This window comes from Pectobacterium sp. 1950-15, from assembly GCF_037136835.1.
Classification (GTDB): Bacteria; Pseudomonadota; Gammaproteobacteria; order Enterobacterales; family Enterobacteriaceae; genus Pectobacterium.
This window is the reverse complement of record NZ_JBBBQR010000004.1, coordinates 112218-132626: the sequence shown is the minus strand read 5'-3', so window position 1 is coordinate 132626 and position 20409 is coordinate 112218. Positions and strand designations below refer to the sequence as shown.

At 53.0% G+C, this 20409-nt stretch carries 20 protein-coding genes; 16 read left to right on the top strand and 4 right to left on the bottom strand.

The genetic code is table 11. From position 1 onward, the window contains the following. Positions 1 to 531 (bottom strand): type IV secretion protein Rhs, encoded by a 531-nt coding sequence (locus WCT94_RS06355; RefSeq protein WP_336868616.1) that lies wholly within the window; start codon positions 529 to 531, stop codon positions 1 to 3. Positions 532 to 824: 293 nt separating this feature from the next. Here WCT94_RS06355 and WCT94_RS06350 point away from each other — a divergent pair, with 293 nt between their 5' ends. After that, positions 825 to 2459 carry an ABC transporter substrate-binding protein gene (locus WCT94_RS06350; protein WP_336868614.1) on the top strand — a complete coding sequence of 545 codons (1635 nt, stop codon included), beginning with the start codon at positions 825 to 827 and terminating at the stop codon, positions 2457 to 2459. A gap of 72 nt (positions 2460 to 2531) precedes the next feature. Here the strand turns inward: WCT94_RS06350 and ribA are convergent, their stop codons facing one another. Next, the gene (gene ribA / locus WCT94_RS06345; RefSeq protein WP_336868612.1) at positions 2532 to 3125 is read right to left on the bottom strand and encodes a GTP cyclohydrolase II; all 594 of its coding nucleotides are present in this window, start codon (positions 3123 to 3125) and stop codon (positions 2532 to 2534) included. Between the two features lie 291 nt (positions 3126 to 3416). Here ribA and pgpB point away from each other — a divergent pair, with 291 nt between their 5' ends. The 9 genes from pgpB (at position 3417) to WCT94_RS06300 (ending at position 13345) form a co-directional block, all read left to right on the top strand. After that, positions 3417 to 4193 (top strand): phosphatidylglycerophosphatase B, encoded by a 777-nt coding sequence (pgpB, locus tag WCT94_RS06340; RefSeq protein ID WP_336868610.1) that lies wholly within the window; start codon positions 3417 to 3419, stop codon positions 4191 to 4193. Positions 4194 to 4539: 346 nt separating this feature from the next. Next, positions 4540 to 5481 carry a D-ribose ABC transporter substrate-binding protein gene (locus tag WCT94_RS06335; RefSeq protein ID WP_010276654.1) on the top strand — a complete coding sequence of 314 codons (942 nt, stop codon included), beginning with the start codon at positions 4540 to 4542 and terminating at the stop codon, positions 5479 to 5481. Between the two features lie 44 nt (positions 5482 to 5525). Then, positions 5526 to 6158 carry a DUF2291 family protein gene (locus tag WCT94_RS06330; protein ID WP_317177533.1) on the top strand — a complete coding sequence of 211 codons (633 nt, stop codon included), beginning with the start codon at positions 5526 to 5528 and terminating at the stop codon, positions 6156 to 6158. Continuing rightward, positions 6158 to 7711 carry a sugar ABC transporter ATP-binding protein gene (locus WCT94_RS06325; RefSeq protein ID WP_336868855.1) on the top strand — a complete coding sequence of 518 codons (1554 nt, stop codon included), beginning with the start codon at positions 6158 to 6160 and terminating at the stop codon, positions 7709 to 7711. The genes WCT94_RS06330 and WCT94_RS06325 overlap by 1 nt, the downstream gene beginning before the upstream one ends. Before the next feature lies 1 nt (position 7712). Beyond that, complete coding sequence (locus WCT94_RS06320) at positions 7713 to 8810, top strand: ABC transporter permease (protein ID WP_039481026.1); 1098 nt, start codon at positions 7713 to 7715, stop codon at positions 8808 to 8810. Positions 8811 to 8986: 176 nt separating this feature from the next. Further along, positions 8987 to 9817, top strand: coding sequence for a transketolase (locus WCT94_RS06315; RefSeq protein ID WP_336868609.1), 831 nt, complete (start codon positions 8987 to 8989; stop codon positions 9815 to 9817). After that, a complete protein-coding gene (locus tag WCT94_RS06310; RefSeq protein ID WP_336868608.1) occupies positions 9810 to 10754 on the top strand; it encodes a transketolase family protein in 945 nt (314 codons plus the stop codon). The genes WCT94_RS06315 and WCT94_RS06310 overlap by 8 nt, the downstream gene beginning before the upstream one ends. A 2-nt stretch (positions 10755 to 10756) precedes the next feature. Then, positions 10757 to 12247, top strand: coding sequence for an FGGY-family carbohydrate kinase (locus WCT94_RS06305; protein ID WP_336868853.1), 1491 nt, complete (start codon positions 10757 to 10759; stop codon positions 12245 to 12247). A 99-nt stretch (positions 12248 to 12346) separates the two neighbouring features. Further along, entirely contained in the window at positions 12347 to 13345 is a 999-nt protein-coding gene (locus WCT94_RS06300; protein WP_320695935.1) for a sugar phosphate isomerase/epimerase family protein, read from the top strand. An 86-nt stretch (positions 13346 to 13431) separates the two neighbouring features. On the opposite strand, the gene WCT94_RS06295 is transcribed toward WCT94_RS06300, so the two are convergent. Further along, positions 13432 to 14376, bottom strand: a complete 945-nt coding sequence (locus WCT94_RS06295) for a sugar-binding transcriptional regulator (protein WP_320695934.1) — start codon at positions 14374 to 14376, stop codon at positions 13432 to 13434. Positions 14377 to 14627: 251 nt separating this feature from the next. Between WCT94_RS06295 and WCT94_RS06290 the strand changes: the two genes are divergently transcribed. The 4 genes from WCT94_RS06290 to yciH all read left to right on the top strand — a co-directional run bounded on the left by WCT94_RS06290 (position 14628) and on the right by yciH (position 17374). Then, positions 14628 to 14933: a LapA family protein gene (locus tag WCT94_RS06290; protein WP_320695933.1), complete on the top strand. Its 306-nt coding sequence runs from the start codon at positions 14628 to 14630 to the stop codon at positions 14931 to 14933. 12 nt (positions 14934 to 14945) lie between these two features. Beyond that, entirely contained in the window at positions 14946 to 16115 is a 1170-nt protein-coding gene (gene lapB, locus WCT94_RS06285; protein ID WP_336868607.1) for a lipopolysaccharide assembly protein LapB, read from the top strand. 183 nt (positions 16116 to 16298) lie between these two features. Further along, entirely contained in the window at positions 16299 to 17042 is a 744-nt protein-coding gene (gene pyrF, locus WCT94_RS06280; RefSeq protein WP_336868605.1) for an orotidine-5'-phosphate decarboxylase, read from the top strand. Then, positions 17039 to 17374 (top strand): stress response translation initiation inhibitor YciH, encoded by a 336-nt coding sequence (gene yciH, locus WCT94_RS06275; RefSeq protein ID WP_336868604.1) that lies wholly within the window; start codon positions 17039 to 17041, stop codon positions 17372 to 17374. The genes pyrF and yciH overlap by 4 nt, the downstream gene beginning before the upstream one ends. A gap of 254 nt (positions 17375 to 17628) precedes the next feature. Here the strand turns inward: yciH and osmB are convergent, their stop codons facing one another. Then, positions 17629 to 17844: an osmotically-inducible lipoprotein OsmB gene (osmB, locus tag WCT94_RS06270; protein ID WP_336868603.1), complete on the bottom strand. Its 216-nt coding sequence runs from the start codon at positions 17842 to 17844 to the stop codon at positions 17629 to 17631. A gap of 334 nt (positions 17845 to 18178) precedes the next feature. On the opposite strand from osmB, the gene araD reads away from it, so the two are divergent. Both araD and WCT94_RS06260 read left to right on the top strand, forming a co-directional pair. Beyond that, on the top strand, positions 18179 to 18874 hold the full coding sequence (araD, locus tag WCT94_RS06265; RefSeq protein ID WP_336868602.1) for an L-ribulose-5-phosphate 4-epimerase: 696 nt from the start codon (positions 18179 to 18181) through the stop codon (positions 18872 to 18874). A gap of 290 nt (positions 18875 to 19164) precedes the next feature. Continuing rightward, complete coding sequence (locus WCT94_RS06260; RefSeq protein WP_336868600.1) at positions 19165 to 20397, top strand: oligosaccharide MFS transporter; 1233 nt, start codon at positions 19165 to 19167, stop codon at positions 20395 to 20397. Positions 20398 to 20409: the final 12 nt, after the last annotated feature.

The window sequence follows — 20409 nt, the reverse complement described above, 5'->3', positions numbered from 1 at the left end:
CTAATTCCAGGGAAAGAATTGCATGGTTTTTTGATATTGTTGCCGTATGACGGCCTCAGAAATATCGCCATCAAGGGTGACATCCCCTCGCGCCCTCAACATTTTCCACGCTTGATAGCCGTAGGTTTTTAAAACGAAATAATCAGCGATTATCTGTGCCTGCTGTTCCATTGCGTAGGAGCGTAATGTGCGGTTACCAAACTGGTAGCGATAACTGACGGCCCAGCTTACTAAACCTCTAAATATGACATTCATACCTCGTTCACGTTGCCAGACATGGCTCATTTCATGAATAAAGAGGTGTTGGTTGGAGATACTCGTGAAGGAAAAATCGTTGCTATACCATGCCCGAAAGTACAGTTCACCATTCGGGCTCATCGCCGTATTTTTATCCTGAAGGCCGAACGGAAGGTAACTGTCGTGATGAATCCAGACTTTGTGGTAGTGGATAGAATCGCCAAAAATAGATCTCACTAGCCTGATTTCACCAGACGTAAGCAATCGTAAGCTTCCTTCTTTTGAATTATCCATAACAATCTCCATTTGTTATAGCCATGCGGGCTTATAGCTTGGACTATCGACGCTTAAAAATGAAGCATTAATCAAAACCGCGTCGCTTTGATTTCTGGCGGCTAGGCATGACATATCCATCATGATGCACCGGCGCACGTTTTCCCACATTAAATGCTCGAATCCTCAGGTGAATTGTGGTTAGGTTGTGGTGACGCTAACTACATGGGGAATAAGTAAAAATTATTGCCCAGCCATACCCCGGATACAGCGTAAATACCGCTAAGAATGACGGGGATATAACAGGAGGTTATATGAATGAGTTGATTAAAAAACGCTTCAAACACTCGCTTCTGCTGATCACGCTGTGTACCGCAGGGGCGATGACATCGGTCTTTGCTGCTCAGGTTCCTGCCGGGACAGTGCTGGCGGATAAACAAGAACTGGTGCGAGGCAACGGCTCAGAGCCTGCATCGTTGGATCCGCATAAGGTGGAAAGCGATGTAGAAGGCCACATTATCAATGATTTCTTCGATAATCTGGTTCGTGTGGGCGATGACGGTACCATTGAACCGCGACTGGCGGAGCGCTGGGAGAATAAAGACAATACGGTATGGACCTTTCACCTGCGGCCTGATGCCAAATGGTCTGATGGTTCGCCGATTACCGCTGACGATGTGGTTTACAGCTGGCGACGCCTTGGCGACCCGAAAACGCTGTCGCCTTACGGTAGCTATGTCGCCAGTATGTATGTGAAGAATGCGGCAGATATTCTGGCTGGCAAAAAAGCGCCGGATTCTCTGGGCATTAAAGCGTTGGATAGCCACACGCTCGAAGTCACGCTGGAGCACCCGCTTTCTTATTTCCTGGAAATGTCGGCTTACCATGTTCTGGTGCCGCTGCCGAAAGCGGTGCTTGAAAAGCATCCTGATAACTGGACGCAGGTCGGCAATTTTGTCAGCAGCGGTCCCTATACGCTGAGCGAGTGGGTCGTTAATGAACGTATCGTCGGCAAGCGCAATAGCCAGTATTGGGATGATGCGCATACCGTCATTAACAAAGTCACTTACCTGCCGATCAGCTCGCAAGCGGCGGAGTTAAATCGCTATAAATCCGGTGAAATTGATGTCACGGGTATCTTGTCGCCAATTCAGTTTGCGTCACTGCAAAAAGAGTATCCGCAGGAGGTGAAAGTATCTCCGCTGCTCTCTACCTACTTCTACCAGTTCAATACTCAGAAACCACCGTTTAATGATGCGCGAGTGCGTCGTGCGTTAGATCTCAGCCTGGATAAAACGGTGATTGCGGAAAAAGTCATGGGCATGGGGCAGAAACCAGCATATAGCCTGATTCCTCAAAATACCGGTGGCTATACGCGGCAGGAGCCTGAATGGGCGGGCTGGACGCAGGAACAGCGCAATGAGGAAGCGAAAAAACTGCTGGCAGAGGCTGGTTTCAACGCGAAAAATCCGCTGCGTTTTAACCTGCTCTACAACACGTCTGAATCCCATCTGCGCGTTGCGATTGCAGCCAGTTCCATGTGGAAGAAGAACCTCGGTGTCGAAGCCACGTTACAGAATCAGGAATGGAAAACCATGCTGGACACGATCCGCTCTGGCAACTATGAAGTTGTTCGATATTCATGGAATGGTGATTACAACGAACCAAGTACCTTCCTGGAGATTCTGCAATCGGGTAACAGCAACAATAACTCCAAATTCACTAGCCCGGAATATGATGCCCTGTTGCAAAAAGCGCTAACGGTAAACAGCAGGCAGGAAAGGCAGGAGATTTATCAGCAGGCAATGACGATTCTGAATCAACAGATGCCGCTGTTGCCGATTTACTACTATGTTCAACCGCAGATGGTGAAGCCGTACATTGGTGGTTTTTTGCCGGATATCCGTGGCAACTACTACACGCAGGATATGTACGTCACTAAACATTAAGCAAAAAGATACAGCCGGTTAAAAACCGGCTGTAGGCATAGAAAGAAACGATCCTGACGCGACGTGGGATCGTTATTTCATATCCAGCAGGTGCCCCATTTTGGCGGCTTTGGTCGCCAGATAGTTCTCATTCTTCGGGTTACGCCCAACGAGTAATGGCACGCGCTCAACGATATTGATCCCTGCTTCGTTGAGTATTTTCACTTTCTGCGGGTTATTAGTCAGCAGGCGAACTTCATCAACGTCCAGCAGCTTGAACATGTCGGCACACAGTGTGAAATCACGCTCGTCGGCGGCGAATCCAAGCTGATGGTTGGCTTCCACCGTATCGGCTCCCAAATCCTGCAACGCATAGGCGCGGATCTTATTGAGCAGCCCAATGTTACGGCCTTCCTGACGGTGGTATAACAGCACGCCACGGCCTTCTTCGGCGATGTGGCTCAGTGCCGCTTCAAGCTGGAAACCGCAGTCACAGCGCAGGCTAAATAACGCATCCCCTGTCAGACATTCGGAATGCACGCGGGCAAGTACGGGAACTGAACCGGAAATATCACCATAAACCAGAGCAAGGTGATCGTGGCCTGTGGCAATCTCTTCAAAACCGACCATCAGGAAATCGCCCCACGGGGTGGGTAACTTGGCTTCCGCCACCCGTTTTAGCTGCATACTTTTCTCCAAAAATGCTGTATCCAAAAAGCTGTGTCCAAAAGACTGCCTCCAAAAAACAAGAGTGCTGGGGCGAATCCTACTGCGACCCATCACGCTTGACCAGCAAAAAAGCCTGTCTAAGAACGTCACAAAAATTGAATTACAACGTCACCAGACTGCCATCTGGTTTCAGGTTCGTTGACAGAACTGAGCGCTATTTTACGCCATACTGACAGTTCGTGTCGGATTTTCTGATAGAATTGTGAAAGTTTTGTTGCAAAGCATCATGCTGAATTATGGGAAGAAATTATGTACGAAATTGCCAAACGAACAACCATTGGTGCTGCGCTACTACTGATTATGCCAATGATTATCTGGATGAGCGGTTGGCAGTGGCAACCGGAGTATGACGGGCTCTGGTTACGCGTACTTTTCTGGATTACAGAAACGGTGACGTCGCCGTGGGGCATTCTGACCAGCATCGTGCTGAGCATCTGGTTTCTCTGGTGCCTGCGTTTTCGTCTGAAGCCCGCACTCGGTCTGTTAGTCATCATGGCGATTACGGTACTGATTGGGCAGGGCATTAAATCGGTCATTAAAGAGTGGGTGCAGGAATCTCGGCCTTATGTCGTCTGGTTGGAGAAAAATCATCAGGTGGACGACAGCTATTTCTATTCGCTGCCACGCAAGGAACGTTCGGAACTGGTGAAAACGCAGTTGCAGGATCAAACACAGATTCCACAATGGCTGCGCAGCCACTGGCAGTTTGAAACCGGCTTCGCTTTCCCTTCTGGGCATACCCTATTTGCTGCGACTTGGGCACTGCTGGGTGTTGGGCTGCTGTGGGCGCGTCGGCATTACAAAACGGTGGTGATCCTGATGCTGTGGGCCAGCGGCGTCATGGGTAGCCGTCTGGTGCTCGGCATGCATTGGCCGCAGGATCTGGTGGTGGCGACATTAATTAGCTGGTTGCTGGTGGTGGTCGCCAGCTGGTTGGCGCAGCGCTGGTGCGGCCCGCTCTCGCTCCAGTATGAAGAAATTAAAGAACAGGCGGAGGAGGACGCCGCCGAAAATAAATCCTCGTAGACCTTGAGTTGTTGTTCCTGCTGTCTGTCATACCCCGTAGATATTCCCCTGTAGCGTGTACCCTGCGGATGGCATGAGTCATCCGCATTTTTTATGACGGATCGCCTTATCCATCACCCTGTGTGCCGTTGCTGACGCAACGTTAAAAATGTCTCCCGGTAATTTTTATCTCTCTTGTTTCTGTTTTTCTCCGACGCTTACCGCTATCGCCTCGCGCAAAATGTAAACAATTTGTGAGCTGCTTCGCTATTCCTGTTTTTGCTGTTGGACAATTTTTCGGTTGGTTGTAAAACTTCATTTGAATGTTAATTCAGTATTGAATATATATTCAAACAGGAGAATAACAATGAAACCTTACCGTCTGAAATCCTCCCTGCTGGCCGTCATGTTTTCCTTCTCTGCCGGTGCGTTTGCCGCAGATAACGGGTTGATCGCCATTATTACCCCTTCACACGACAACCCGTTCTTTAAAGCGGAAGCCGAAGGTGCCAGAACCAAAGCCATTGAACTGGGTTACACCACGCTGGTGGCGTCGCATGACGATGACGTCAGCAAACAAAATCAGCTGATTGAAACCGCCATTGCCCGCAAGGCGAAGGCCATCATTCTGGATAATGCCGGGGCCGATGCCACCATTGGCCCCTTGAAGAAAGCGAAAGCCGCCGGTATTCCCGCTTTCCTGATCGATCGTGAAATCAATGAAACCGGCGTGGCCGTGGCGCAGATCGTTTCCAATAACTATCAGGGCGCGCAGCTCGGTGCGGAGAAATTTGTCGAGCTGATGGGGCAGAAAGGCAAGTACGTCGAGCTGATTGGCCGCGAGTCAGACACCAATGCGCACGTCCGTTCGCAGGGTTACCACGATGTGATCGATCAATATAGCGATATGAAGCGCGTCGCCAGACAAACGGCGAACTGGAGCCAGACGGAAGCCTTTACCCGCATGGAAGCCATCTTGCAGGCAAACCCGGATATTACCGGTGTGATTTCCGGCAACGACACGATGGCGTTGGGGGCGGAAGCGGCGCTGAAAGCGGCGGGGCGTCACGACGTGATTGTGGTGGGCTTTGACGGCAGCGACTACGTGCGCGATTCCATCATCAATAAAGGCAATATCAAGGCTACGGTACTGCAACCCGGCTGGCAGCAGGCGCAGATGGCGGTCGAACAGGCGGATTACTACCTGAAGAACGGCAAAGCACAGCATGAAGAGAAACAGCTGATGGACTGCATTCTGATCGATGAGTCTAACGCGACCAAACTCAACACCTTTGCGTTGAAACCGTAATTAAGGCGACAGGAGCGTCAGCTCCTGCTGATAAAGGAGTCGTTATGCTGTTCGATGAACGATACCGTGCCTGCTGGGTTGGGATCGGTGCCTTGCTGCTGTCGGCCTGCACGGTGGTCGATCTGGATGAAAACGGTAAACCCATCATTCCGGTCGACCCAGCCTCCACGCCGGGCTATAGCACCATGACGCCAGAGAACATCGCGACAGCGCTGTGGCAGCCAACGCTGCTCCCAACTGCGCAGCAGCAGGCGTTGTCTTGGGATGACGTGAAGAAAACGCAGGCAACGCTGGAGGGTTCAGCGCGTAAAACCGTCTACGCCCGGTTTCAGGGCACGGTCAGCGGGATTGATCGGGAAAGTCGTGAAGGGAAATTGATGCTTGATGTGCAAGGTGACGCCGTCACGCTTCAGCTCGGGCCGATCGTCAAAGGCAATGCCATCCGCGATGCGGCTGGGTTTATCCGCTTTGAGGATTTCAAAAATCAGGTGCAGTTTGCCCAATTGGCTCGTGCGCTGAATAACAAAGCCCTCGCGTCGTTGCCGGCGCTGGAGGCGGGCGTGCAGGGTAAACCGGTCAATGTTCTGGCGGCACTGGTGATAACGAAACAGGGTGTCAGCGATGCGGTGCCGATGATGCTAAACCTGACCGAAACGAGCGGCGGAGGGGCGCAATGATGGAAAAACCAGACGTTTCTCTGCAATCAAACGCGGTGAGCCGACCCGATATCGTCATGGCGACCCGTGGCATCACCATGCTGTTTCCCGGTACCAAAGCGCTGGATAACGTCGATTACAACGTGTATCGCGGCAAGGTTAACGTGATTATCGGTGAAAACGGCGCGGGTAAATCGACACTGATGAAGATTCTGGCCGGCGTGCAGCAGCCGACGTCCGGCCAGATTCTGCTGAATGGCGAAGTGGTACGTATCGCGGATACGCGTGATGCGGCGGCAAAAGGCATCGGCATGGTGCATCAGGAACTCAACCTGTCCGAGAACCTGAGCGTGGCGGAGAACATCTTTCTGGGGCGGGAGCTGCAAAAGGGTGTTGCACCTATCGATTATCTGGCGCAGGAGCGGATTGCGGCGGAACTGATGGCGCGTCTCGATCAGGATATTTCGCCGCGTACCGAGGTCGCCAGCCTGAAAGTCGGCCAGCAGCAATTGGTGGAAATCGCCAAGGCGCTGGCGGATCAGGCCGACATTCTGATTCTGGACGAACCCACCTCCGCGCTGAGCAAAACTGAGGTAGAGATTCTGTTTCGCGTGATCCGCGAACTGACGCGCCAGAATGTTTCCATTATCTACATTTCACACCGGCTGGAAGAGCTGATGGCGATTGGTGACTACATCACCATCCTGCGCGACGGGTGTTTTCAGGCGGAAGCCGCCGTCAGTGACATCGACGTACCGTGGATCGTGCGGGAAATGCTCGGCGGTGACCCTGTCACCAGCTTCCTGCATCCGGGCAGAACGTTTGGTGCACCCGTGTTGGAAGCGGAGCACCTTACCTGCCTCAATGATGCTGGGCATCAGGTGGTCAACGATGTGTCGCTGATGGTGCGCGAAGGGGAAATCGTCGGCATTTATGGGCTGATGGGGGCGGGTCGTACCGAACTCTTCGAGTGTCTGCTCGGTATTCAGAATGATTATCTGGGCAAGATTTATCTCGATAGCAAACCGGTTAATCCGCGGCTTTCTACCGCACAGCGCATTCGTATGGGCATGAGTCTGGTGCCGGAAGATCGCAAGAAAACCGGCATCTTTCCGCTGTCGTCGGTGGCCTCCAATCTCACTATCGCCAGCCTGTGGAGACGGCTGAAATACGGCATGGCGATCTTCCAGCGGCAGGAGCAGGAGGTGGTTGCCAGCACGATTGGGCAACTGGCGATCAAAGTCTCTTCGCCCGAGGTGGAAATTCAGGCGCTCAGCGGCGGCAACCAGCAAAAAGTGGTGATTGGCCGCTCGTTGCTGACCAGCCCCAAGGTACTGCTGCTCGACGAGCCGACCCGGGGCATCGATGTAGGTGCCAAAGCCGACGTATTTGAAATGATGGTCGGGCTGTCCGAACAGGGCATCGGTGTGCTGTTTTCCACCTCGGATCTGAAAGAGATTATGGCGGTATCGGACCGTATTTTGGTGATGTCGAATGGCAAGCTGACGGCGAATATCGTGCGTCAGTCGGCCAGCGAGTCGGCATTGGTTTCGGCAAGTGCACAAGGGTTCTGACATGAAAACGACTCACCTTCCGGCGGCGTCAGGCGCGCTCTCACCGGGTAAGTTTGTACGCTCACGAGAGAGCATCCTGCTGTTGATTCTCAGGCTGCGCACGTTTATCGCGCTGTTCCTGATTCTCGGGTTTTTTGCCTTCACGGTGCCCGGATTTTTGGCCACTGGCAGCCTGATCATCATGGTGAAGCACATTGCCATCAATGCGTTTCTGGCGCTGGGGATCACGTTTGTCATCATTACCGCCGGAATTGACCTGTCAATCGGTGCCACGTTAGGGCTGTGCGGCATGGTGGCGGGCTACATGATTACTCAGGGAATCGTGCTGCCGATGTTCGGCGTCGCGATTTTCCCCAGCGTGTGGGTCATTGTCCCCGTTGTGCTGCTGATAGGCGCGCTCATCGGTGCCATTAACGGCTGGATCATCACGCGGTATAACGTTGCGCCCTTTATCTGCACGCTCGGAACGATGTACATCGTGCGTGGGGCATCGATGCTGATTTCCGGTGGGGAGACGTTCCCCGGCTTGGGCGGTAACCCGCAGTTGGGCAACACGGGTTTTGAGCTGATTGGCTCTGCCACGATCCTGGGGTTACCGCTGGCCATCTGGTTGATGCTGGTGCTGGCCGTGGTGATTGCCTACGTGGCGCGTCGCCTGCCGTTTGGCCGTCATGTCTATGCGATTGGCGACAACGAACGGGCCGCTGAACTTTCCGGCGTCAAAGTGCGTCAGGTTAAAGTCTGGGTTTACACCATTTCCGGTTTCTGTGCGGCTATCGCGGGCATCGTGGTGTCCTCTCAACTGGTCGCCAGCCATCCGGCAACGGGCACCGCTTTTGAAATGAATGCGATCGCTGCCGTTGTGCTTGGAGGAACGTCGCTGGCTGGCGGACGCGGTACGATTTTGGGCACGCTGATTGGCGCGTTTGTTATCGGGATTCTTGCCGACGGGCTGGTGATGATGGGCGTGAGTGAGTTCTGGCAGATGGTGATTAAAGGCATCGTCATCATTGTGGCGGTCATTATCGACCAGATGCAAAACCGTATGCAGCACAAGGCCGCCATTGTGTCACAGAAGGCCGCAGCGGAAGGGACATAAGCTAAGGGTAGATAACCGTTAAGTGTAAGTAGCCGTCAATAGTAAACAGCAAGGGGCGTTGAGTCGCGGTGGGAATGCTATCGGTAGGTATACCGAGGCCCGATTTGAGCGCAATTTTTTTTGATTCAATATGAATAAATATTCGTTTTTGAGTAAAAATTCAAGTGAGGTGAGGTATGAATCCGTACTCCTTGTCGGTGGAGGCGCTGACGCAAAAAGCTCGCGCCATTCGTCGCCGCATTATTCATCTGAATGCCAATAGCCCGGCTGGCGGGCACACGGGGGCAGACCTGTCACAGGTTGAGATGCTGACGGCACTGTATTTTCGCATTCTGAACTGTGCGCCGGATCGGCTACAGGACCCGCAGCGGGATATTTACATCCAGTCAAAAGGTCATGCAGTCGGCGGCTATTACTGCTGTTTGGCGGAAGCGGGCTATTTCCCGGAATCGTGGCTGGCGACCTATCAGCACCCTGATTCACATTTGCCAGGGCATCCGGTCAAACACAAAACGCCAGGGATTGAACTGAACACCGGCGCGCTAGGGCATGGGTTGCCGGTTGCCGTCGGCATTGCGCTGGCGGCGAAGCGCGATAACAGCCCGCGTCGGGTGTTTGTCCTGACGGGCGATGGCGAGCTGGCAGAAGGCAGCAACTGGGAAGCGGCGCTGGCGGCGGCGCATTACCAACTGGATAACCTGATCATCATCAATGACAAGAACAAGCTACAGCTGGCCGGGCCGACGCGTTCCATCATGAACACCGATCCGCTGGCGGAAAAGTGGCAGGCCTTTGGCTTACAGGTCACGGAGTGTGCGGGGAATGACATGCGCTCGGTAGTGGAAACGCTGGAGAACCTGCCGCGCACCGGCAAGCCGAATGTGGTGATTGCAAATACGGAAAAAGGCGCTGGCGTGTCGTTTATTCAGGGACGGGCTGAGTGGCATCACCGCGTGCCGAAAGGCGAGGAAATTGCACTGGCGTTGGAGGAATTAAAAGATGAGTAACGCAGAGCATTTGGCAACCGTCATGGTCGAGCAGTTCATCAAGGCCGTCGAACAGGGAATTGATGTCGTCCCGGTCTTGGCGGATTCAAGCTCAACGGCGAAGATTTCGCCTTTCATACAGCGTTTCCCCGACCGCATCGTCAACGTGGGAATTGCAGAGCAGAGCATGGTGGGGACGGCGGTGGGCTTATCCATCGGCGGCAAGATTGCCGTGACCTGTAACGCGGCGCCGTTTTTGATCTCCCGTGCGAATGAGCAGCTCAAGGTCGACGTCTGTTACAACAACAGCAACGTTAAGCTATTCGGGCTGAATGCCGGCTGTAGCTACGGTCCACTCGCCAGCACGCATCACAGTATTGACGACATCGCCGTGCTGAGAGGGTTTGGCAATATTGAGATCTACGCGCCGTCCAGCCCGGAAGAGTGCCGCCAGATTATCGATTATGCGTTTGAACATCAGGGGCCGGTCTATATCCGCCTCGATGGTAAACCGTTGCCTGCCTTGCATGATGAGCAGTATCGCTTTGTGCCGGGGCAGATCGATGTGCGGCGCAAAGGCCGCGATATTGCGTTGGTCGGGTTGGGGTCGACCGTGCATGAAATTGTGACGGCGGCTGAATTATTAGCAGAAAAAGGACTTTCCGCTACGGTGGTTAATCTTTCCTCTATCCGCCCATGCAATACTCAGCAATTGCTTGAAATTCTGAGTGAAACACCTCGAGTCATCACAGTCGAGGAACATAACGTCAACGGCGGTGCAGGCAGTCTGGTAGCGGAAGTGCTGGCGGAAGCGGGCTGCGGAATTCCTCTTGTACGGTTGGGGATTCCCGATGGTCAATACGCGATTGCCGCCGATCGGAGCGCGATGCGAGCGCATCACGGGCTGGACGCGACGGGCATTGTCAACGCAGCACTGCGTCTTTGCCTGGGAGGCTGATGATGTTTACGCCGGTTATTTTGGCAATCGATGAAGGGACGACGAACGCCAAGGCGATTGCCGTCGATGAGCGAGGGCGCATTCTGGCTAAAGCGGCCATCGCTTTACAGGTGATGCACCCGCAGCCGGGCAGAGCCGAGCAGGATGCGATGGCGATTTGGCGTGCGGTTTGTCAGGCGGCAGAAACCTGCCTGTCGTCATTACACCGGGCTCAAGTGGTGGGTGTGGCGATCAGTAACCAGCGTGAGTCGGTGCTGATTTGGGACCGGCGAACCGGAAAACCGCTGACGCCGCTGGTCAGCTGGCAGGATCGCCGCGCCGAGAAATTCTGTCAGGCATTGCAGGGCAGTGCAGAGGCGCGTCTGATCGAATCCCATACCGGGCTACAGGTCGATCCACTTTTTCCCGCCGCCAAGCTGCACGCCATGCTGGCGGAATTACCGGATGGTGCCGCCCGGGCGATGCAGGGGGAGCTGTGCATCGGAACGGTGGATTGCTGGCTTAACTGGCAGTTTAGCGGTGGACGAGCGTATTCCACCGACTATTCCAACGCGGCAAGAACCCAACTGTTCAATATCCACCGCGGCTGCTGGGATGAGGATCTACTGGCGCTGTTCGGGATTCCCAGCGTGTGCCTGCCGGCCGTCACGCCGTCCTCGGCGCTGCATGGCCACACGGGTGTGACGGGCATCAGCGGGCTTGCTGCTGGCGTACCGATTGTGGCGCTGATTGGCGATTCACATGCGGCGCTGTACGGTCAGGGCATTACTCAAAGCGGTGAAATCAAGGCGACATACGGCACCGGCTCGTCGCTGATGACCACTATCAACACGCCGCATCAACATGCTGCGGGGCTGAGTACCACGATTGCCTGGCACGATGGTGAATTGCGCTACGCGCTGGAAGGCAACATTACCCACACGGGATCGGGATTTGCCTGGATTGGTCAGATGCTGGGCATCCCTTCTGTTACGCAACTTACCGAGCTGGCGCTCAGCGCCGAGTCTAATCAGGGCGTCTTTTTTGTTCCGGCCCTATCCGGGCTGGGCGCGCCCTATTGGGATGTGCAAGCGCGCGGCCTGTTGTGCGGCTTATGCGATGCCACCACGCCTGCCATTATCGCCCGTGCGGGGCTGGAAGCCATTGCGTACCAGATTGCTGATGTCTTTTTCGCGATGGAACAGGCGTCGCAGGCTGCGTTACCCGCGCTGCGTGTGGACGGCGGTGCGACGCAAAACCGCTGGCTGATGCAGTTTCAGGCTGACCTCTTGCAGCGCCCGTTAATTCGCAACCATAACGCAGAAGTATCCGCGCTGGGCGCGGCGTATCTGGGCGGAAAAATGTTGGGGTGGTGGGAGCACAACGAACAGATCGCCGCGCTACCCAGAGAAGTGGAGGTCATCGAGCCCTCGACGACCAACCACGGGGTTTTGGAGAGCTATCAACAGTGGCGAATGGCGGTGGCGCGTGCGCGTCTGCGGCCCGAGTCATAAGCATTTTTAACCATAAGCATTTTTAGCAGTAAGAACCTATCCGATACGAAAGAAAAGATAAGCAGCTCAATACCATCAGAAATCAATGAGGTGACTTTTATGGCAACGTATACCTACCCTGAATTTGGTGCCGGTTTGTGGCATTTCGCGAATTATATCGACCGCTACGCGGTAGACGGCTATGGCCCAGCATTGAGCACGATCGATCAGATCAAAGCGGCGAAAGAGGTCGGCGAGCTTTCCTACGTCGACTTGCCTTATCCCTTCACGCCGGGCGTGACGCTCAGCGAAGTGAAGGATGCGCTGAAGGATGCAGGGCTGAAGGCGATTGGCATCACGCCTGAAATTTATCTGCAAAAATGGTCGCGCGGTGCCTTTACCAACCCCGATCCGGCGGCACGAGCGGCGGCGTTTGAATTAATGCACGAATCTGCTGGCATTGTGCGTGAGCTCGGCGCGAATTACGTCAAAGTCTGGCCAGGTCAGGATGGCTGGGATTATCCGTTCCAGGTCAGCCATAAAAACCTGTGGAAGCTGGCGGTTGACGGCATGCGCGATCTGGCGGGAGCTAACCCCGATGTGAAATTCGCTATTGAGTACAAGCCGCGTGAACCGCGCGTGAAAATGACCTGGGATTCTGCCGCGCGAACGCTGCTGGGGATCGAAGATATCGGGCTGGATAACGTCGGTGTGCTGCTGGACTTCGGGCATGCGCTGTATGGCGGTGAATCACCGGCCGACTCGGCCCAGTTGATTATCGATCGCGGTCGGCTGTTCGGCATGGATGTAAATGACAACCTGCGCGGCTGGGATGACGACCTGGTGGTTGGCACGGTGCATATGACCGAGATCTTTGAATTCTTCTACGTACTGAAAATCAATAATTGGCAGGGCGTCTGGCAGCTCGATCAGTTCCCGTTCCGCGAGAATCACGTTGAAGCCGCGAAGCTGTCCATTCGTTTCCTGAAACACATCTATCGCGCGCTGGACAAGCTGGACATCCCGGCGCTTCAGGCGGCGCAGGAAGCACAGAATCCGTTACAGGCGCAGCGGATTGTGCAGGATGCGCTGCTGTCATCCATTAACGTTAACGAGTAATCACGCCACGATTCGTCAGGCGCGGAGCAGGGGAGGCATTCCACGCCTGACGTTACTCTTATTGCTCACCACGAGTGGTGAGTACGTTAGATCAACGTCTCAGCGGTTAATCGATCGGTAATCAATACATCAACGTAGTGCCCGGTTAATGCACCGCGAATCGCGGCACTTTTCTCGACGCCGCCCGCTAACGCCACCACGCGCGGACACTGACGCAGCTGTGGCAGCGCCATACCAATCACCGGATCTTCATCGTCCTGCAACACCGGTTCGCCTTCCGCATTGTAGTAATGCAGGCACAAATCGCCTACGGCACCGCGTTCCGCCAGCTGTTGCAGCATCGCTTCGTGATAGTAGTTACCGGAATTTTTCAGCAGTTGCGACGGTTCCAGTACGCCAATACCCACAAGCGCCAGACTCACCTCGCTGAATTTATCGACCACGTTAGAAACCTCATCGCTGGTCACCAAGCGGGCGCGATCTTCTACCGACCGCTCGATGCTCTGCGCGGGTAAAAGGTAAGCGGGACAGCTGAGCTGATTGGCTAAGGTTTGCGTCAGAATCGTCGCCTGCACGTTGCCGTTCGGCCCCACGCCACCTAACAGCTGGATGACGCCCTGAGCCTTGACGCTCTGCGGATGCAGGCTGTCCACCATCGCCCGCAGCGTGCTGCTCCAGGATGAGATACCCACCAGATCGTCAGGACGGATACTGGTTTGGACATAGTGCGCGGCCGCAGAGCCAATTGCCTGCTTGATTTGCGTCAGCGTGGCGTTATCGGCGACATCCACCACGATAGCCTGATCGATGCCGTAGCGTTTCTGAATTGCCGCTTCTAACCCCATGAACATGTTCGGGGGTTGAATTACGCTGATTTTGACCACACCTTCTTTAACACAGCGCGTAATGGCGCGGGAGACAAAAGACTGTGACAAATGGAGTGAGGCAGCAATTTCTGCTTGTTTCATCCCTTCGCTATAATAGAGCGTAGCGATCTTGACCAATAATCGCTGTTCGTCCTGCTTTGACATGACTTTTCCCCTTGCTGGCATGCTACTGTCATTTTTATTCAGCACAGAATAAATAACAAGCGTAGACGGCAGTGGAGCGCGGTTCTTGTTTTTGGTTTTTTGTACAGTGGAAGTGTGGTGATAAGTGCGGCGACAAAAATCGGGCTGACGCCGTGATTTCCCTGTCCATGCCGGACATGGTAATTTAATGGGGTTTGTCGCCAAAATTTGGCATAATTCATCCGGTTAATGGATATCACAGGAAGGACAATGTGAAATATTTGCTGATTTTTTTACTCGTGCTGGCGATATTCATCATTTCTGTCACACTGGGTTCGCACAACGATCAGGTTGTGACATTTAACTACCTGCTGGCACAGGGGGAGTATCGTATCTCCACACTGCTTGCCACGCTGTTTGCTCTGGGCTTTGTCCTTGGCTGGGTTATCTGTGGTCTGTTTTATCTGCGTCAGCGCATTGCGCTTGGCCGTGCACAACGTAAAATCAAGCGTCTGGAACAACAACTTTCTACCTCCACCGAGGAGAACGTGGCGCCAGTGCAGACGGTCACCCACTAAGGAATTCTCTCTATGTTAGAACTGCTGTTTCTGTTGCTGCCCGTGGCCGCCGCGTACGGCTGGTACATGGGTCGCAGAAGTGCGCAGCAGGACAAAGAGCAGGAGTCCAACCGCCTGTCCCGTGAGTATGTCACCGGGGTTAACTTCCTGTTGTCGAATCAGCAGGATAAGGCGGTTGAGCTGTTCCTCGACATGCTCAAGGATGACAGCAACACCTTTGAAGCCCACCTCACGCTCGGTAACCTGTTCCGTTCGCGCGGCGAAGTGGACCGTGCGATTCGCATCCATCAGGCGCTGACCGAAAGCGCATCCTTAACCTTTGAACAACGTCTGCTGGCGGTGCAACAGCTGGGCCGTGACTACATGGCCGCCGGGCTGTACGACCGTGCCGAAGAAAGTTTCAACCAGTTGGTGGATGAAGAAGATTTTCGGCGTAGCGCCTTGCAGCAGCTTTTGCAGATTTATCAGGCGACCAGCGACTGGCCAGCGGCGATTGATGTCGCGGAAAAATTGGTCAAGATGGGAAAAGATCAGCTCCGCGTGGACATCGCCCATTTTTATTGCGAATTAGCGCTCTTGGCGATGGGCAGCGACGATCTGGATAAAGCATTAACGCTCCTGAAAAAAGGCGCGGCGGCGGATAATCAGTGTGCCCGCGCGTCTATCATGATGGGGCGCATTTATATGGCACAGCAGGATTATGCGCGCGCTGTGGAAGCGCTGCGACAGGTTCTCGATCAGGATAAAGAACTGGTCAGTGAAACGCTGCCGATGCTACAGGAATGCTATCAGCACTTAGATAAGCCCTTGGATTGGGCGAATTTCCTCAAACGCTGTGTAGAAGAAAATACCGGTGCGACGGCGGAATTGATGCTGGCTGACATCCTCGAAAGAGAAGAGGGCGCAGAGGTTGCACAGGCTTATATTAACCGTCAGTTGCAACGTCACCCGACAATGCGCGTGTTCCATCGCCTGATGGATTTTCACCTGCATGAAGCGGAAGACGGACGAACAAAAGAAAATCTTCAGGGGTTGCGCGACATGGTGGGCGAACAGATTCGCACCAAACCCCGCTACAGCTGTCGCAAATGTGGCTTCACATCGCAATCACTCTATTGGCAATGTCCTTCTTGTCGCACCTGGGCCAGCATAAAGCCGATCCGTGGGCTCGACGGCCAGTAACGTTTCACGATATCGCGCGAATGTTATTTAATGCAATTTAGTTACAACATACTAATGGTGTTCGCTGATTTCCGTTCCAGCCCGCCGCTTTAACCGCATTGGTCTACAGGCGGCTGGGATTTCAGGGGCGGGACATGTAGAATGCGGCGGGAATTTTTGGCTTCGCAAGAGACTGGGTGACGAATGAAAAACGAGAATCTACAGCAAAAGCATCAAACGGTATCCTCCCCGATTGTGGTCGCGCTGGACTATGCCAGTCAGCAGGCGGCGCTGTCGTTTGTTGACCGTATCGATCCGCAGGATTGCCGTTTGAAGGTAGGCAAAGAGATGTTTACCTTATTCGGCCCACAGTTCGTGCAGACGCTACAACAGCGCGGCTTTGATGTATTTCTCGATCTGAAATTCCACGATATTCCAAACACCGTCGCTCACGCCGTTGCGGCAGCGGCCGATCTTGGCGTGTGGATGGTGAATGTCCACGCCAGCGGTGGCTCACGCATGATGGCGGCGGCGAAAGAAGCGCTGGTGCCGTTTGGTAACGATGCGCCGTTGCTGATTGCCGTAACCGTGTTAACCAGTATGGATGAAGACGATCTGCGCGGGCTTGGCATTACCGTCAGCCCTGCTGAGCAGGCGGAAAGGTTGGCGGTGTTAACGCATAACAGCGGGCTGGATGGCGTGGTGTGTTCTGCGCATGAAGCCCAGCGATTGAAGCAGGTATGCGGTCAAGCATTTAAGTTGGTCACGCCGGGTATTCGTCCGGCTGGCAGCGATGTTGGCGATCAGCGCCGCATCATGACGCCGGTTCAGGCGCAGCAGGTTGGCGTAGATTATATGGTGATTGGGCGTCCGATCACCCAATCGGCAGACCCGGCACAGACGCTGAGCGAGATTCGCGCTTCACTGTTAAACGGTGCAGCCTCATGAACCTGCGTCGTGACGAAAATAGCCAGCTGGTTTACTCCACGGAAACCGGGCGTATTAAGCCGGAAGAAGAAAAAGCGGTTCGGCCAAAAGGTGATGGCATCGTGCGTATCCAGCGTCAGACCAGTGGACGCAAAGGAAAGGGCGTATGCCTGATCAGCGGTCTCGATCTTGACGATGCGGCTTTGGATAAGTTGGCGGCTGAATTGAAGAAAAAATGCGGCTGCGGCGGTTCAGTGAAAGATGGCGTGGTCGAAATCCAGGGAGATAAACGCGATCTGCTAAAACAGCTGCTGGAAGCGAAAGGAATGAAGGTTAAGCTGGCTGGCGGCTAATCATTGTAGATATACTCTAAATAATTCGAGTTGCGTGAAGGCGGCAAGAGAGGGAATCCCGATGAGCTTACATAAGTAAGTGATTCGGGTGACAAATCTGCCGGGAGCAGATTTGAACGCTGCTTGCAGCGGCCCTTCAGGGCGAGGCTCACGACGGGCCGAGTATTTGAACGTAGCCAACGTACATGCAGCTTGAAGTATGACGAGTATAAAAGCAGCAGGTTTACTCCCGTTAACCTGCTGCTATCAATTCGTTATTTATCGACCTGACGGCCAATCAGCCCACCGATAGCGGCTCCGCCCAGCGTTCCTAATGTTCCGCCATCCGTTAAGATAGCCCCACCTACCGCACCGGCACTGGCACCAATCGCGGTATTACGATCACGTTTAGACATGTTTGAACAGCCTGCGAGCGTAACAGCAAGCGTAATTGCCAGAGCGGCTGTCGCAAAACGTTTGTTTAATTTCATCTTTTTTCCCCTTCTGCTCTTGGTCTCACGTTTCTTGTGAGGAAATATCGAACAACGTGCTTTTTACGGTATTAAATAAACAAACCGAGCCTTTTACCGCTTGATGACAAGTATAATCATCGGAAAAAACTGCAACAGGTAAAAACTCTTAATTCCCCTGCGTTATGTTAACGATAGCAATAATTGATAAAGCTGGCGGTTTTTTACACAATTCTGTGGTGTGTCTCTTTCTTTTTCCCATAGCAGAACACCGCTAGGTCTTTAGCGATTTAGCCCATAGCGACGCGCTCGTCAGGCCGCGAAAATGGTGTCATCTCGCCGATGGGAGGCCGACATGTTAGAAACGCTAAAAAAACAGGTGCTGGAAGCCAATCTGGCCTTGCCGCAGCACAACCTGGTGACGTTTACGTGGGGAAATGTCAGCGCGGTGGATCGGCAGCGTGGCCTGATGGTGATCAAACCCTCCGGCGTGGAGTATTCAGCCATGACGCTGGAGGATATGGTGGTCGTTGAGCTGGAAAGCGGCAAGGTGGTAGAAGGCACGAAGAAACCGTCGTCAGATACCGATACCCACCGTGTGTTATATCTGGCGTTTGCCGATATTGGCGGTATTGTGCATACCCATTCCCGCCATGCCACGATCTGGGCGCAGGCCGGTAAAGATATTCCCGCCTGGGGAACCACACACGCAGACTACTTTTATGGCCCTATTCCCTGTACACGCCTGATGACGGATGACGAAATCAATGGTCGCTACGAGTGGGAAACCGGGCAAGTGATCGTCGAAACGTTCCAGCAGCGTGGCATTTCTCCGGTAGATGTCCCCGCCGTATTAGTTAACTCGCACGGCCCCTTTGCATGGGGGAAAGATGCCGACAACGCGGTGCACAATGCTGTTGTTTTGGAGGAACTGGCCTACATGGGGATTTTCTCGCGCCAGTTAACGCCTCAACTGGGCGAGATGCAGCAAACGCTGTTGGATAAACACTACTTACGCAAGCACGGTAAGAACGCGTATTACGGACAATAAACCATCGTGCTGTCGGGATCATCGTTTGGATATATCCCGGCGTTTTAAATAATGAAAGGATGTTCTTACCCTGCCAGCATATTGCTTGCGGGGTGTTATCCTATTTTAAAATAAAATTTTTTTATTTTTCCGGCAGGCAGTAATAAAATGTGAGCACTCTCACGCCGCGCAGGGAATAGCAGATTATTACTGGTCGCTAGCGAGACATTCATGACTGCGCTTTCTATTACAGGGTAACGTTGCTCGCATCAATACGGGCATATTTCCGGTAATGAGAACGCGAGGGTATCATGATAGATTCAAATAAAAATTATTACATGAGCTGTTTGTTTTTCCTTTTTTTCTTCATCGGTTGGGGGTGCTGCTTCCCTTATTTATCATTATGGCTAACGGAGACCATTGGCATTAGCTATGGAGATGTTGGTCTGGTGTACTCCTTTACTGCCATTGTGGCGGTATGTGTTCAGCCATTATTTGGTTTTATTTCTGACAAACTTATTTATCGTAAGCATCTTATGTGGATGCTGGCTCTTATCATTACGTTTTTCGCACCTTATTGGATATTCGTCTTTGCCCCGCTATTGAAATTTAACATTATTCTCGGTGCGTTTGCGGGCGGGATATATATCGGTATGGCTTACGGTGCAGGCTGCGGAATTTGTGAGGCGTATATTGATAAAGTCAGCCGGGCATCGGGTTTTGAATTCGGCCGTGCGAGAATGTTTGGCGGTATTGGTGCAGCATTAGGAACCTTTATTGCAGGGAAACTTTATGGCATCGATCAGAACTTGATCTTCTGGACGGCTAGCGCAGCGGGCGTGTGCTTATTGTTTGTTGTATGGAAAACGCAGGTCAGTTCCTCGCATCAGTATTCAAAGCAAATACGTATTCAATCGCCTGTTACACTCAATGATGCGGCCGCACTACTAAAACTAAAACAATTCTGGTTCTTCGCCATCTATATGATAGGCGTAGGCGCCGTTTATGAAACTTATGACCAGCAGTTTGCGATTTATTACACCCACTTTTTTGAAAACAAGGCACGTGGTGCGGAAGTCTTTGGTTATTTAACCACTGGACAGATTTTCCTGGATGCCGTGGTAATGTTCTTCGCCCCGTGGTTTGTGAATAAGATTGGACCAAAAAATGCGTTACTCTATTGTGGGTTTATTATGAGTTTTCGCATTATGGGTTCCGCATGGGCTATTGGTCCGGTATCTATTAGTTTAATCAAATTACTCCATGGGTTCGAAAGTTCAGTGCTGCTGGTTGCGGCGTTGAAATACATTACTGCGAATTTCAATCCGCTGCTTTCCGCTACGGTCTATCTTATTGGATTCCAATTCTCTAAAAGTTTCAGCTCGATTTTCCTATCCACCGGGATTGGCCATTTGTATCAAAAAATGGGATTTTCCAGTAGCTACCTGGTACTGGGAAGTGTCGCCTTGTGCTTCACCGTTATTTCATTCTTCACACTGGATAAAAATAGAGTGTTTGCCCATAAGCCTGGCTTGGTTTATTAATTTAAGGAGGAA